Annotated in this window: 8 protein-coding genes; 1 reads left to right on the top strand and 7 read right to left on the bottom strand. The window is 41.1% G+C overall.

The features are described 5' to 3' along the window. Positions 1-94: 94 nt before the first annotated feature. From AB5935_RS06995 to AB5935_RS06985, 3 genes are read right to left on the bottom strand one after another with little or no spacing between them, the layout of a single operon-like run. Positions 95-1,822, bottom strand: a complete 1,728-nt coding sequence (locus AB5935_RS06995; protein ID WP_038611270.1) for a pectinesterase family protein — start codon at positions 1,820-1,822, stop codon at positions 95-97. A gap of 6 nt (positions 1,823-1,828) precedes the next feature. Further along, the gene (locus AB5935_RS06990; protein ID WP_038605642.1) at positions 1,829-2,989 is read right to left on the bottom strand and encodes a dienelactone hydrolase family protein; all 1,161 of its coding nucleotides are present in this window, start codon (positions 2,987-2,989) and stop codon (positions 1,829-1,831) included. 21 nt (positions 2,990-3,010) lie between these two features. Continuing rightward, on the bottom strand, positions 3,011-4,624 hold the full coding sequence (locus AB5935_RS06985) for a pectate lyase (protein ID WP_007856028.1): 1,614 nt from the start codon (positions 4,622-4,624) through the stop codon (positions 3,011-3,013). A gap of 188 nt (positions 4,625-4,812) precedes the next feature. Here AB5935_RS06985 and AB5935_RS06980 point away from each other — a divergent pair, with 188 nt between their 5' ends. Continuing rightward, positions 4,813-5,304 (top strand): cupin domain-containing protein, encoded by a 492-nt coding sequence (locus tag AB5935_RS06980; RefSeq protein WP_007836458.1) that lies wholly within the window; start codon positions 4,813-4,815, stop codon positions 5,302-5,304. Positions 5,305-5,394: 90 nt separating this feature from the next. Here AB5935_RS06980 and AB5935_RS06975 read toward each other — a convergent pair whose 3' ends face one another. Genes AB5935_RS06975 through AB5935_RS06960 form a run of 4 tightly spaced genes read right to left on the bottom strand, consistent with a single transcriptional unit; the run spans position 5,395 to position 16,211 of the window. Next, complete coding sequence (locus AB5935_RS06975; RefSeq protein ID WP_038611273.1) at positions 5,395-7,395, bottom strand: alpha/beta hydrolase family protein; 2,001 nt, start codon at positions 7,393-7,395, stop codon at positions 5,395-5,397. 17 nt (positions 7,396-7,412) lie between these two features. Beyond that, positions 7,413-9,797: a glycoside hydrolase family 31 protein gene (locus tag AB5935_RS06970; RefSeq protein WP_368327374.1), complete on the bottom strand. Its 2,385-nt coding sequence runs from the start codon at positions 9,795-9,797 to the stop codon at positions 7,413-7,415. A 13-nt stretch (positions 9,798-9,810) separates the two neighbouring features. After that, a complete protein-coding gene (locus AB5935_RS06965) occupies positions 9,811-13,179 on the bottom strand; it encodes a sugar-binding domain-containing protein (protein WP_038611276.1) in 3,369 nt (1,122 codons plus the stop codon). 2 nt (positions 13,180-13,181) lie between these two features. Then, complete coding sequence (locus AB5935_RS06960; RefSeq protein ID WP_038611279.1) at positions 13,182-16,211, bottom strand: glycoside hydrolase family 2 protein; 3,030 nt, start codon at positions 16,209-16,211, stop codon at positions 13,182-13,184. Positions 16,212-16,281: the final 70 nt, after the last annotated feature.

Raw genomic sequence — 16,281 nt, 5'->3', positions numbered from 1 at the left:
TTTTATCATTCCACTCTTCCTTGACATTTTCCATAGGGGTAAATAAGATCCATCCCTACAGTGACAAAGTATTATTACATGAAGAAAAAACAGCTTATCTCTTTAAATTCTGCAACAATACATTTCCATTTTCCACAGGATTCCATCCGTCATCACCTGCCAAAATCTGTGCTTCATTATAATTACTGATATCGTTCAGTTGCTTTCCAAACGAAGCACGCGAAGCGGTAGCCGCCCCTTCTCCTGTATTCTGATATTCAGCATAGAATACGGTTTCCTCATTTTCTTTTTTGCCCCAGTTGTTCCACCCCACCGGAAGAATATGCTTTCCTAAATCACAATGAATAAAGACAGCCTGTGCATAAGGACGCCAAGGACGGGACAAATACACCTTCTGAGCCTCAACCACACCCGTCAATTTACAGCCAATAAAAACATAACCATATTTCTTGCCTTGATCTGTAGAAGGAGCGGTAACATAACCATCACCCAAGCTATGGATGGTGCAATCCTTAAACAATGCCGTAGACCAGCCAAAAATAAAATCCACCGTACCCTCTATATAACAATGGTCATAGAACTGACGACTGTCTTTGCCATAAGTATACAAAGTATCCTGATTTCCCAAAAAACGACAGTTTTTGAAATAAGCGCGATCTCCACTAACAAAACAGGCCACTGCCTGCCCTACTCTGCCGGCACTATTCTCGAAGGTGATATTCTCAGCATAGAAATCGGGAGCATAGATATAACAGGTTGATGAACCGGAGGTAGACATTTCTTCTCCGAAACAGTTCTTTTTAGAAGCAAAATCATCATTTGTCAGAATTGCTCCGTCCTCACCTATCAAAGAAATACTAATCTTACTTTCAGGAATAACCACTTTCTCTTTATATACCCCTTTACGGACTAGAATAGTAGTGCGTCCTGCTTTACGAAAATCGGGAACAGCATGGATCGCTTCCTGAATGGTAAAGAAATCACCACTGCCATCTTTTGCCACAACAAAATCATAATGACGTATAAAAGGCCCCAATACAGGAACCTCTTTAGCTATAGCATCCACTGTCAAACCTGCAATAGTACGCGCCCCATATACATTCAGGTGCGTATTATCCTCACGGCCTTTCGGACAAGCTGCACACACGCCTTCAGGAATCCACATGAACAATTTTTTTGAGGCCTCCGACCCCATTCTCTGCACCAAATCATGCGTTATCTTATTCATATCCACAAAAGGCACATCCAATTCTTTTGCCACATTGCGCGGAGAATCCAAATATTTTCCATGAGTGTCAATCAGCACTTCTCCATCTTGAGAAACACCCCCCTTTGACAAATCCTTGCGCACATCATCTTCGGCCACCGCATTTTTATTATTCCGAAAATTACGGCGAACTATAGCATTGAACAAAACGGGAATTCCTCCTTTGGCACGTGTTTCTTTTACAAAACGGCGTAGATTGGCATCAAAAGTAGATCCGGGATCAGTATGACGTTTCTCATCTACCTTCTCATCATTATGCCCAAACTGAATAAAAACATAATCACCCGGCTTTACTTTATTAATTACTACCTCCCATAATCCTTCATCAATAAAACTTTTAGAACTCCGACCATTTCTAGCATGGTTTTCCACACGAATATTTTCACTGAAATATCCTCCCAGCACATGGCCCCATCCACGTTCCTGATTACCTCCCTCTAAGGATTTGTTGGCCATAGTCGAGTCACCTATCATAAAAATAGTAATTGTGTGGTCTGCCGTAAAAGCAGAAAATAACAACAAGGCAACAAATGCCATCAACATCTTAATTTTCATCGCTTTCTATTTTAAATTTTGATTAAAGAACTCAAGTATATCAGCCTGTATCTCCTTACTGCAAAAATGAGGCAAATCATAGAACTTGGTAGTCAATAGATTTTCTACCGATTGACCCTTCCATACATCCTGCATGGTAGAGAAAGCGCTTTCAACGCCCTTTACAGGAAAAAGTTTGTCCCGCAAACCATTGATGAACAACATCGGTTTGGGACAGGCGATAGATGCCACATGAGGATAATCCATCCAATTCCGTATTCCGGGAATAATCATGGAATAAGCAGACCCGCCTTTGTTCTGATTATTGGTAAGTGTCATTAAGCTATCTGTAGTATTCATCCAGCACACAGCAGCGCCTGCCTTCACCACATCTGTAGCGGCACTGACCATCCAAGCACGATGTGCTCCCATAGAAAAGCCCATAGTACCTATTCTATCTTTACTGACCATAGGCAATGTAGCCAAAAACTCAGCACTACGGATATCATCCCAAACAATCAAGGCCCCCCATGACATTCCCATCTGTAGCATATTGGCAGCCAACGCTTGCTGTGAGTCATAGCGCACTCCTTCCTTACGTCCCCGTTCCCCCCAAAACAAGGCATCCACAGCAAGCACTACATATCCATGGCTTGCCAGATAATCACCCACATACTGTTTATCATAACATCTTTCCGCCCAATCATCCGCATCGGCTGTCACAGATGCCTCCACACCGAACGGACGTACCATCTTCTCTTTCCCTATTGAGAAATGGGCCCCATGGTCGTGAAGTAATAACACTGCAGGAAATGGTCCCTTCCCCTCAGGGACCAACAGATAAGCGGGAACACGGGAATATTCCGAAACATTAAACAGAATTTTTTCCACTGTATACCCTTCCCTCCGCTCAATATCTATCACTTCTTTATCAAAAGCCGCTACAGGAGGAGCAGGCTGCATACAATCCAACAAAACTTTTCTAGCCTCTTCACGCCATTTTTCAAAATTTCGGATAGAAGAGTTCCCCCATGCCATAGAATAAGTCAGACTTTCTTTCAGCTTCTGATAAAACAGCGGCATATCATTCTGCGTTTCATAACGCATAGAGACGGTTTCCACCTTTTCTTGAGCAGAAACCGTCAGACATATCCCGAACAACAATAAACAAATTACAGCATTCTTCATAAACCTATACCTAACAAACTTTTACTTTTCAAGGTAACTAATTAATTTTATCATATTATCAATATAATCCCCTACAGAGATGCACAATTCTCCGGTAGTACACGGATAAGGTGATGTATCGTGCTCGTCCCCTACAAAAGTAGCTATATATTTCGTTTCCTCACTAGGTCCTGAAACAGTATATGGCTTATACGGGTTCGAGGTTGACTTTAAAGGAGAGAGCCAGCAACCGTCCTTAGTCAGTGATTGCACCAATTTCCGGGCAACTTCTTCCGTAGCTTTTCCACGTAAACGAGTATAATATTTAGGTAAAGGAACCAAATGATCCTGTAGCAAAGGTGAATTCTTCGCCAACTCGGATACAGGAAGTTTCTTCACTTCCTCATAACGGCGACGCAGTTCACCAGGATTCACAAAAATTGCCGAATTATAATGAGCTATTGTATTTTCTATATTCTGATCAATATAATACGTTCCATTTTTCACATTACTTCCCTTACGATGGACATACAGTGGTTTACCTGTATCAGGATCAACAAAACGAGGAACCAAAATAGCTTCCGGATTAGTAGACTGACGCTTCCATTTCTTCACATCCGATTCCGGTAATTTCATTGATTCCAAAAAACGAATTGCAGCAGGAATCCCCGACAGGAAACGAGTATCAGCTGTAAGTTTATAGTAATCCATCATTAAATTGATAAGACGGACGGTAGTACCGGTATTCACACTGCGCGGTTCATAAGAACGGGCATGAGCCGGTTTCAAATCATCTACTGTATATTGGTCCGCCCAGCCTGCATAAGGTTCCCCTTGTTGAAGAGAAATCATCAAGTACATAGCACGCATAATAGGCTCCTTTACCCCTTGCAACCCCATTGCTTGATAGCATTGAATCAAAAACTCGGTCGCATCAGGAATCACATCATCATTCAGAGTAATAAAAGACGAATAATCTTTCTTACCTTGAAAAGGGTGATCATACATCAAAGGATAACGTTGAGGCCATCCACCCACCGGATATTGACTTTTCAAAACAAAATCAATGGTTTTCTCCAAAGCCGGACGGAAAGCAGGATCATTTTTTTCCACATACATACGAAGTAGAAATTTAGCAGCCTCCATAGTACCCGCATCATCATAAGTCGCATTTCCATAATAATGTTGAAATTCCTCCAGACGCCAGCCATTTTTACCAACGGTATCATACCAGGACTTTAACGAGTTCTCTCCTGCAAAATCAAATACATAATTCCATCCTCCACATTCAAGCTGCCCCCAAATCAAAGTGTTAGCCACTTTTTGGGCAGCTTCATAATAGTACTCATCTCCTGTAGCATGATAAGCGTCAAGCAACAAATGACCGACAGAAGGAGTTCCCGGTGGCTGAATCCAAACCATTGTCCTCTTGGCTTCCATCTCTCCCCATGAGCGGGACATATCCGGCAAATAATTCCATACAAAACCACCATTATAACTCACTTTATCCATCATAAACTGAGTGGCGGTTTTCATTGTATTTATCACTTGGTCATCTAACTTTTTATTAGTTTGAGCCATACCTGCGCAAGCAAAATTTGCCATACACAAGCAAAGGGCAATTCTTCCCCATCTCTTCTTTAATGTGCTTTTCATTGTTGTTGTAGTGTTTTGATTCAAGTTTGAATATCATTATGAAGCAAAATAAGCCATTTTTTAGGGTATGGGATTGTAATATTTGGTCTTTTCCTCGTATATTTTAATCACGGTGAACCACTCTCCTTATATATTATATATATTTGAAGAAAAGTTTTAGTTATTCATTTTATATTAAATGCAAGATCATGAATCGTAAAGTAAGAACCGCATTGTATGCTTGTGCCCTGATGGCACCACTAATATTGCAGAGCTGCAATGCACAAAGTGAAAAAAAAGAGAGCGACAAAGAGTGTACTGAAGAAACAAACAAAAACACTGAAAAAAAGGTTATGAAAACAGGTAGTGAAAACTTCATTTTTGCAGAAGGCAAAGAATGGGAACCTGCAGGCGAAGGTGTAGTGCGCCAAATCATGGGTTACAATGATGACATCATGGTTGTTAAAGTAAAATTTGAAAAGGGAGCTGTAGGAGCTGTTCACCATCATATCCATTCACAAGTCACTTATGTAGAAAGTGGAAAATTTGAGTTCACCATCAATGGTGTGAAAAAAATTGTATCGGCCGGTGACTGTCTGTATAAGGAACCAGATGCAGTGCATGGTTGTGTATGCCTGGAGCCGGGTATGCTGATAGATTGTTTCAGCCCGATGCGTGCTGATTTCCTGGAAAAGAAATAGACAAGCCATATATTCCATCCACTGCAGGAGCAGATTGTTGTGCCTTCAGGACATTTAATATGCTCCTACAGTGGAGATAAATTCTGTTTTTTAATCTGCAAAACGGATGGGACGATTGCTTAACCTTATCAAATCCGGTAAATCATAATATTTCAAAGCACCATACAACACATTAGAATACATATCCCACTGCATAGGCTTCTCAATGTATTCCTTCCAAGTCTTCACACTATGTGTTATCTCCACACTGTTGATTCTTTCATCCAAATAAGCAGCATGAATTACAGCTGGACCATAAATACCATTGGCAAATACTTTGACGGGATGTCCTTTCAAAAGTTCATGTTCTGAACAAAAATCAAGCAAAGTCAGGATATCGACTACCCGTTGTCCCATAATAGGACGCCCTATATGCATACTGATCATTGCATTACGATATTCACGGTTCCAATATTTAGCATCCGTATAAAATGCAGGATCTGTTGTTTCCCCCAATCCGCGCAAGTCTGCCAACAACAAAATTTTTCCTTCCGTCAAGGCAGCAGCAAAATTCGCATATTCACTCAAATAAGTTCCTTTCCCCTCTTCCTGCAACCTTAACTCAATAGGAGAATCAGCATTCGCTCTGGACGGCATGATAAGAATACAAGGAACAGGCATCTCCCCTTCCCTTATGAGCTGAAACTTATATTGTTCATATTCACGCATTGAATCATGTCCGGTTGCCTCAATTCTTATTTTATGGTCAGGAAGACCTTTAAGACCTAACAAATCCAGCATCTTTGTTTGAACAGTTTTCTTTCCTTTCGAAAGAAACGTCTCACGCTTGGAAGCCCACTCATCCAGCTGATTCACATTTTCCTGCATAATACTGAGTGCTCCAGGCATAGATACATTCACCTGTCCTTTAGTCGTACAAAGCATATCTGACAACTGAAAACGGTCTTGTGCCACTTTCTTCACCGGAGATTGATTATCTTTCAACCAACGCTTGAACCAACTGACCAACTTTTGCCTTTTTTCAGCTCCAAGTCCATGACCGGTTTCTACTGTCAGCATATCCACCTTTTCGGGAACTCCCAAGACTTTATAGCACTGTTGTAATTCAGCAAATCCTTGTTGCGCACCCCATAAATCGACAAAATCATATTTACCGCTTAAAATCAATAAAGGCCGTGGAGCCATCATTAAAGCAAAATCAGGTACCTCCAGTTGTTCACGCCCTTCGTATGGTATATGTTGGCAACCATCGGAAGGACCTTGCAACTCCATAGTACGTTCTCGGGTAGAAAAGAAACTACAAATAGCCGCTACCTTTACACGGGGATCCAAACCTATATAATAAGCGGTCTGAGTGCCACCGCCAGAAGATCCATATACTCCGATATGCTCCGGATCAATATCCTTACGGGTCAGTAAATAGTCCAAAGCCCGATGATTATCCCAATATTCCTGTGCTGCCAAACTAGTACCAAGCAAGTTAAAGCCCGCATTCAGTAAGGTATGTTCCGTAGTAGCCCCCCGTGTCAGCGGCTTTCCTTCCCTATCAATAATTTGCAACCGTTCTCCCTGGCCTATGGGATCTACCACCAGCACAGCAATACCATTGGATGCCATCAACATAGCGGCATGAGACGAAGGACCTTTGCCATTCAATCCATGTCCGCAAAGTTCCAATGTCGCCGGAACAGGAACAGTCGTGTTCTCTGGCATATAAAGATGTGCTGTGACATAGCGGCCGGGCTTGCTTTCAAAAATTATTTTCTCTATATGATAACCCGTACCTTGTACCTTCCCTACCACCTGAGCATTTAAACTCCCTTTTTCAGGAAAAGTACCTACTATTTGTTTATATCGTTCACGGCAACCCTCCAGATACTTCTGCATCCCGGCAGGAGAAGCAAACGCTTTTTGAATGGCAAACTGCCGGTCGGCAAACTGCCGATGCACATCACGCATCAGATAAGAATTATAAGCGGTACTTTGCCTCCAAGGTAATGCCTTAAACTCACCTTGAGCAGATACCACCAAAGTCCCCACCCATATTCCCAAACTTACGCACAAAGTGCGAAAACCGATGATTTTTCTCATAGAATCAATCCTTTAAGTTATTGTACCACAATTTCAATTTTCTGACGGTTATCTCCAGCTGTCTTCACATACAGACGTTTATGCTCCGTATCATAAAACCAGCCTGTATTCCGGTCTGCATCTGCAAATGATGAAAGAACGGGCAACGATTTACCATTTTCTATCACAGATTGCGGAGCGTTCTGCAAATAAGCCTTCACCAGATAAGTGTGTCTGACAGGTTTGTACTTCCCTACCGGTTTATCTGCAGTAAACGTCCAGCTATCATCAGCGAGCCTGCTGGTAAAGCGGGTCAATGAACCAATCCCTTTTTGATAATCCATTGATATACCATCATCTTCATACATCTCATAAGAAGAAATACCTGACGGATAGACATCCAATGTTATCACATCTACAGGATGCTGATCTACCCACTGCATAGCAGGTTGCATGGGAATAATAGCTCCGGCTTTTATATAGACAGGCAACACATCCAACGGAGTAAGAAAAGACTTATATTGGCGGCCCTCGTAACGCTCACCGGTTTCATAATCAAACCATTCTCCACCGGGGAAATAGACATGTTGGCTCAGTGCACCTTTGGTAGTGACAGGACAAACCATCATCCATGGCCCGAACATATATTGACGCGCCAGCTGATAGGTATTCTCATCCTGAGGATAATCCATCACTAAAGGGGTCATCATGGGACGTGCCGTTTTATAAAGCTGATAAGCATTACTATAAATATAAGGAATCAATGTATAACGCAAACTATCGTACTTGATAAAATTGGCCAAAGCCTCCGGACCATAAGTCCAAGGTTCATGATAACGGGGGTGATCCATACCGAACACCATGGCGATAGGTGAAAACATACCGAACTGTACCCAACGAGTATATAATTCCGTATCGTAAGGAGAATATTGTTCAAATCCTCCCATGCAATGAGTCCAGTTACCCACGCCACTCATACCGATATTAAGTCCCGCACGTATCACCGGTTCAAACCACTGCCATTCACTCCCCCAGTCTCCGGCCCAAATATAAGGATAACGCTGAATTCCCGCATAACCCTCACGGGTATGTGTCACCCCCCTCATATTATTATATTCCTGAAATTTACGATAGGGCGCTTCCGCATAAGCTAAAGGAAAAATATTATGAAGTCCTTTTAGGTCCATCGTCCCTCCGACATCCGTTTTCACAAACTTAGCCCCGATGGAAGCCACTTTCATTACTCCGTTCTCCCACCACCAATCCACCGCTTTCGGGTCAAAGAAATTCACCACCCCTTCTATCTTGGCTCCTGGATACAGCACATTTCCCTGTTCACGCGCCTTATCCAATAGATGATATTCAGGGCCATTATCTAATATGGAACGGATATGAAGCCCCACCATTTTTACATTTTGCGCATAGCAACTATCAAACATGGCTTTCGGATCTTTGAACGTATTGCGCCATTCAAAACAACAACCACCATTTCCGTAAGTGGTATTAAACAATCTCCAAGTAGAATCCAGCCAAAGCAAATCAAAAGGCACTCCTTCCTCACGCAAACGTTTACATAAAGCAGGCGGGTATTTATCGGAAGTCATCTCTTCATTCTTCCAAGTTCCACCGGAATAAGTACCAACATGCAACCCCATTGCAAAACGAGGAAGCATAGGGGATTTTCCAGTCAATTCCGTATATCGGTCAATCATGGTATAAAAATCGGGACCATACATAAAATAATAGTCCAAATCACCGCCAAAAGCTTTAAACGAATAATAATCACTACTATCCCACCCCATATTCCATTCGGTAGCAAACGGAGTATGAAAGAACAAACCATATCCTTTGGTACTCATCATAAAAGGTACGGGACAATAATTGGCACGTAAAATATCTTTTCCTCCTACAGCCGGTTTTATCCCTCTTCCCAACTCTACATTCAGATAAATCTTACGCCCTCGCTGATCCATGAAATCCATACGTTCCCCAAAACCAAAGAAATGCTCATCCGGCTGTAGAACAGCTTTCATCTTGACAGAATCCTTATAAAAACGTTGTTCCTCAAGTTCTGTATAAAGCATCTTGCCGTTTTTATCAGAAACAGACAGACAGAACGGATTCTTGGTAGCCTCTATAATCAGTTTTCTGGTCGTAATCAACCATGCAGTACCTCTATCTTCCACCGTATAGTTGACAGAAGAAAAATCATATTTCCGAACCATCCACTGTTCATTCTCAGCGAACACAGTACCTTGAGAATGACGTACACGGAACATATCATCTGTACAAAATTCCAATTTCACATTTCCCTGAGGCAAAAAAAACAACAAATCATTTCCTGTCTTCTTAAAAGAAGCACTAGCCGCCCATACCCCTATACAATACAGGCATAAACAAAAGCATAGGATTGTTTTTTTCATGGTATCTGTTATTTTATTTAAAATCAATCATATTGAAAATCAGCTTTTTGGCTACAAGTCCGGCAGCCGAATCATTAATGATGTTCCCATAGATATCCAATGTAGAGAACAAAACACTACCCTTACCCATAGGGACAATCCCCATAGCAGTTCCGATAGCCATAGGATAAGTATGATAGGCTCCGACCAGCAATTCTTCACCTTCCATCACTAATCCCATACGCTCCACCCCTGTATGTATCAATGCCTGATAAGGCCAGTTGAGAGCATTTCCGACAGGAAGTTCCTTGAAAATATCATGCGGCTTATTAAACATCACCCCGCCCAGCCAGTTGGTTCCAACAAAAAATTTGTCCTTAAACACCGCTTTACTATTAACCGCTATAAATTCCGACCATTCATCAGCACTCTGAATAATAAAGATTTTGGTTCCATCATTTACTGCACGTTCCATTAAACGCTGTGCATCCGGCATCTTATCATTAGGAACGGCCCAATCCAGACGACAACGCGCGTTACTACGAGGATGCCTGAAACGGATCTCTATATCGGCAGACTTGCCTCCTTCCAAATAAACTTTTCCATCACCCAAATGCTTTTTCTTTCTGGTTATTTCATATATTTTCTTACCATTGACAAAGACTTCAATCATACTACGGTCATTACTTTGAGGAATAATTGTATATTCACCACTGACAGAGGGAAGTACTTTACCACTCCATTTAATACCATAACCATCAAGCATATACACAAAAGGACTTGGTGTAGCTCCCTCAATAGCACTCAGATTAACCACCTTGGCCACTTCATGATAAACTTCCTTCTGAAATTCCATATCCTCATAATAGACCACATCTAATCCCGGTTTGCCATCGGCAGAGCGTAACGCTTCCATCGGCACCATTGTCAACTGATCTTTCCTAGGAGGACGGGCCACCATAATCCAATCCAACTTTCCTAAATTATCCTCATAAGCTGCAACCGCTTCTTTCGTTTTACCCTTCAAGAAATTCTGTAAAGCACTCCCATCTTCCCAAACGGCCCCTTTACCATCCAACATATTGGATGCCAGATTTACAGACAATATATCATCATACCCAGTTGTAACAACAGAATTTTCCTTACATAGTTTTGCTTCAATTCTACAAAGTCCTCCAGCTGTAGGAACAGGTATTTTTACATCTTTCACCAACAACTGACCATAAACCTCACCTCCGGCAGCTTCCGTTTCATAAGTCCCTACCTCCATCACTTTTCCTTGAGAGTCTGTCACCGAGATTTTCAATTGATGGTTTCCCCGGACATTCTTCTCATTAATCAGATAAAAATCAACGGTCACCTCTCCCCCTGCGGCTGCAACCTGTTGCCTGGTCTTTACCGCTACATACAAAGGCTGATTATAACGAGCTATGATAGCCGGATCTGATTTGGGATAACGAAAACAATCGACAATTCCCGAATAATTCTCCGTCAATTCCGATTCCCATCCATTAACAACGTATGCATCCGTCAAATTATTCATTCTGGCCGATTCTATTTTACGTCCTTGGTGCTCATAGGATACAGTCCCCATAGCCACACACAAATCATCTACCGTAGGATAAACTGTCCTTAACTGTTTAGCATCCAGGAATTCATTAAATTCATCATACCAACGTAAAAACTCTCTACCATCCCATCCTTTATAGCTATATTTTTCCAAATCTTCTTTATTTTTTTCCAAACGAGGAGGTGATGATAAAGCCCCTTCCTCACCAAAGAATACAATTTCACGCTTATTCTTTGTATCATTATAATAATCTTCAGGGCCTTTGTACAAACCTTCATTCCAAACAGCAGGTCCTCCGGCACGATGATAATCATACCAACCACTCCAATACACTTTTTCATCGTAAGGACGAATATGAATTTTAGCCTGATCTTCTATATCATCCCCCTTTGCCCAAGCCGAGGTACGAAGAATCAGCCGGGAAGGATCCAGTACACGCATATCCTTCATCGCTTGAATCTCCAATTCTAACTTTTCAGGAGTAGCATTTCCCGATTCATTCATCATATTGTAGATAACCAGACAGGGATGACTGCGATCCCTCTTTACCATACGGATGACCTTTTCATGCAAAACAGCATTCATAAACGGCTGTTTCACATCCAGACGGAAGCCACCAGGCTCTTCAAAATAGAGCAGTCCCAACTCATCAGCATAATTCATTACGTCAGTATTACCGATAAAACGATGGAAATTCAACATATTCAACCCTAACTCCTTAGCTATGCGAATTTGCCTTTCAGCCAATTCTTCCGATGGGAAAATACCATTGACCGGCCAAAAACTCCAACTGATGGCCGAGCGAAGCATGATACGTTTTCCATTTAAACGAAAAACAGCATCCTCACCTATACCGGAAGCCTCGAACCAACGAAATCCAAAACGGCGGGAATCTTTATCTACCCAGTTCTTTCCTTCGGATAACTCCACCTCACATACATACAGATTAGGATCATCCACACTCCATAATTTCGCATCCGGAGCTGATACAGGAATCTTCAGTTCATTCATGCCTTTATTTAATGAAACACCCTTTATCTCTTTAGAATAAACTATTTTTTCTTTATTTTGCCACTCGTACACCGTTATACGAAGATCCTGCTTCGTAGTCTTTCCTTTTTCATTCTGTAATGTCAGAATAGCGTTGGCGGTGGTTATCTGAGGAGTGTTCTGCATATAAATATCCGCCACATAAACAGCATTACAGACCTTCATACCAACTTTTCCTGTTATTCCTCCAAAGCCATGACCGGGAGGCAACATTTTATCTCCCCACGGAATAGTTCTGGAGTCGCGCCAATCATGGTTACCACCCGCATCCGTTATACGTACAGCCAATTGTACTTGTTCTCCCGATTTTATATAAGGAGTAATATCCGTTTCGAAAGGAACATTGTCCACAATCTGATAATCCACTAATCTCTGATTAATAAAAATCTCCGCCCGTGAACGTATAGAGCCAAAATTCAAAAAGACTTTTTGTCCTTTCTTCAACACCGGAATATCCATTGTACGACTCCACCATGTAACTCCTGTAATATCTCCTTCGGGTCCGGACTGAGTTTGAAGATATTCTTCAGCTGTTCCGGGAACCTGTACCGGAACAGCCTGGGCAGAAGTCAATATATCCCATCCCGCTGTAGGAACAATTACAGAACTTTTCCGTGCCTCTTCCAATGTCAAATAAATATCCTCTGTCTGCCAAGTCGCTTTTTTATCCTGCCATAAATGCCATCCTTTTCCTGACAAATCAAAAAATGGTCTCTCCTGTGCTCTCACCCCATAAAATGGACATAACAACAAAAATGCTATGGCAATAATACTCTTCTTCATAATTATCTATTACTTTCTTTTATTAAATTCAATAATAACTGTTGGCCCACTACATTAGCCCTATTCTCGCTTTTGGTATTAAAAGTATTCATCGACTCGTTCATGCCATCAAGATCAACAGGAACTGTATAAGCTTTGACATCCTTTATACATGCAGGAATATCCAATGTAGTAATAATTATTTTTCCACGACCTGCCGGAATAACAGACAAGGCAGAATAAACTTCTTTTTTATGATCGGAAACACAAGCAACCAATGTTTCCCCATTAAAGCAACGCAACCCTACACGATGACGGTTGTAAGTAGCAAAGCATTGATATTCCCAATTAAAGACACAATTGACAGGCAATCCATCAAAAATAGGATGTTCTCTATTGAAAAAGTTCCCACCATACCAAGCCGTACCTAGTTTCTTTGAACCACGATAATCCAAAACTTCTTTATCCGCTAAGAACTCAGCCCACCTTTCCGCATTATCCACAATAATCAATGTATGTCCCTTGTAAACCCATTCCATAATATCACTCATACCACTTCCCCATTGAGTAGGTTCAAAGGCGCCAACCAACAAATAATCTCCCGAAGGTGTCCCTTCTTTATATTCCGGAATATCAAAACCAACTGTTTTCATAAAATTGCTCAGAACGCCCGTAGTATCAGCAATAGAACCATTAGCTGTAATTCCTTTCGTATTCAAACTTACAGCAAACAAAGAATCGTCTCCAGTTGCAAAAGTTTTTTTGCCTTTGACCAACTTTGCTTCAATACAAACATAGCCTGTTGCCCGAGGAACAAAATTCCAGCCGATCTGTAAACATTGACCATATACATTCCCCCCTTTAACATGTACACTAGATACATGGGTAGCCAATACAGTACCTTCTGCATCTTTCGCTATCAATTGAAGAGAATAATTCCCCTTCAAATTCTTTTCATTTACAATATAAGTATCTACTATAGTCGTATCTCCAACATTCAGCACTTTCCGATTCATTTTTACAGCTAAAAATAACGGTTGGTTATAACGAGCCATTACTTCCACATCTCCTTTAGGATAACGATAATTATCAACAATGCCGGAGTGATTTTCCAGTTTCATACTTTCCCAACCATTTACAGCATAAGCATCCACCGTATTACTGATACGAATATTCTCAATTACCCTACCTTGATAATAGAAAGCCACATTCCCCATGGCACGGGTCAAATCATCCACTGTAGGAAATGCTTTGGCAAATCCATTGTGTTTAAGAAACGAATCATATGCATCATACCATTTCATATAATCCATCGCTTCCCATCCAGAAGTAGTGCCAGATTGCAGGATTTCATCCCGGATGAGCTGAAGACGCGGCGGAGTACCAATGGCCCCGTCTTCCCCCCAATAAATAATCTCATCCTTATGATCTGAAAAACGGTGATAGTTATCTTTACCCCAATATAAATTATCATGATAGCAACCCGGACCACCTGCATGATGCCTGTCATACCATCCATAATCATAAAAAGTAGTATCGTTTGGCATCAAGTGCAATTTAAAACGGGCATTCGCCTCATTTTCCGGGTTCTCTCCATTACTGGAATTATAAGTTAAGATACGGGTAGGATCCAACGAATGTGCCATACGCATCTGCGCATAATCCTGTACCTGTGGCCAAGCTCCCCGTTCATTATGCAAATTATAAATAACAAGAGACGGATGGTTACGGTCACGTTTAATCATTCGCACCAATTTTTCATTCCGGTAAGCAAAATAAAACTTGCTTTGCTTGTTATTATCATTAAAGTGACTGATAGGATACTGATTGCCTCCCGGTTCTTCAAAGTATAATAATCCCAATTCATCAGCATAATCCAAGACATTGCTATGCCCGATAGTACGGTGAAAATTCAACATGTTAAGTCCTAGCTTTTTAGCACTCTCCACTTGTCTCCTAGCCAACTCATCAGATGGAGTGATCCCATTATCCGGCCAGAAACTCCATGAAATAGCTGTACGTAAAACAATTCTTTTTCCATTCAAGAAAAATTGCTTATCTCCATGAATATCCTTCACTTCAAACCATCTGAATCCAAAACGCTGCGTATAATTATCCGTACCTACTGAAACAGACAAATCATAAAGATGAGGAGAATCCGTACTCCACAATTTTGCCGCTGGCAAATGAATATGAAAAGTTTGTTTATTCTCTCCGACAACAAGATTTTCAACAGAGTATTCTTTTCGGTAAAGTACTTTCTCACCTTTATGTTCTTTTACTGTTAAAAGCATTTTCTGAGCCTTCATCGGGTTCTTTGTTTCATTACAAGCCGTCACTTCAACTTCAATAGAATGAGGGTCCGGTTGGTTTTTAATAAAAACATCTCCAATATATAACTTATCCGTAGCAACCAACTCCACTTTTCCAGTTATACCGCCAAAACCATGAGAAGGATTAGTTCTATACTCTCCCCATGTATAGACTTGGGAATCTTTCCAATTAAAATTACCATTTGGATCAGTAATGCGGAAAGCAATCACATTTTCCTGACCAGGTAGAATAAAAGGTGTCACATCTACAGCAAACGGCGTACTATTCACCAAATCATATCCCACCAATTTTTTATTAACAAAAATCTCAGCTCTAAAACGGACAGAAGCAACATTCATCACTATCCGTTTATTTCTCCAATCAGCAGGTACATTTATTTTTGTATCAAACCATGAAACCCCTACATAATTTCCGGTAACTCCAAATGTTTCTCCATTCCATCCCCATAGGTGTTGCTCTACGGTAGCAGGAAGTGTCACCCCTATCTTATCGGGTGTATCAAGCAAATTCCAGCCTCCGGTAGGTATATGGACAGGGAGGTCATGAATATTGACAGGAGGAACGTAAAGAGAATCATTTTGCCATACAGCCGAACGATCAAGAGTGATATTCCATAGAGTTTCTGATAAATTGAGACATGCCCTCTGTGCTCTCATAGATGTTACAAGCAATAGTACACAACCCGTTAAAACGAATATTTTTTTTATAGCTGATTTCATTTTACCTCTATTTTTCTTTATGGTATATTGTAAAAGGAGTATGTTAAGAAGAAATACTTCAATATACTCC

It is taken from the genome of Phocaeicola sp. RTP21198st1_B8_RTP21198_201120 (assembly GCF_040929485.1).
GTDB classification, from domain to species: Bacteria; Bacteroidota; Bacteroidia; order Bacteroidales; family Bacteroidaceae; genus Phocaeicola; species Phocaeicola dorei.
Note: the sequence above shows the minus strand (reverse complement) of the source record. Positions and strands in the feature narration are given on the sequence as shown.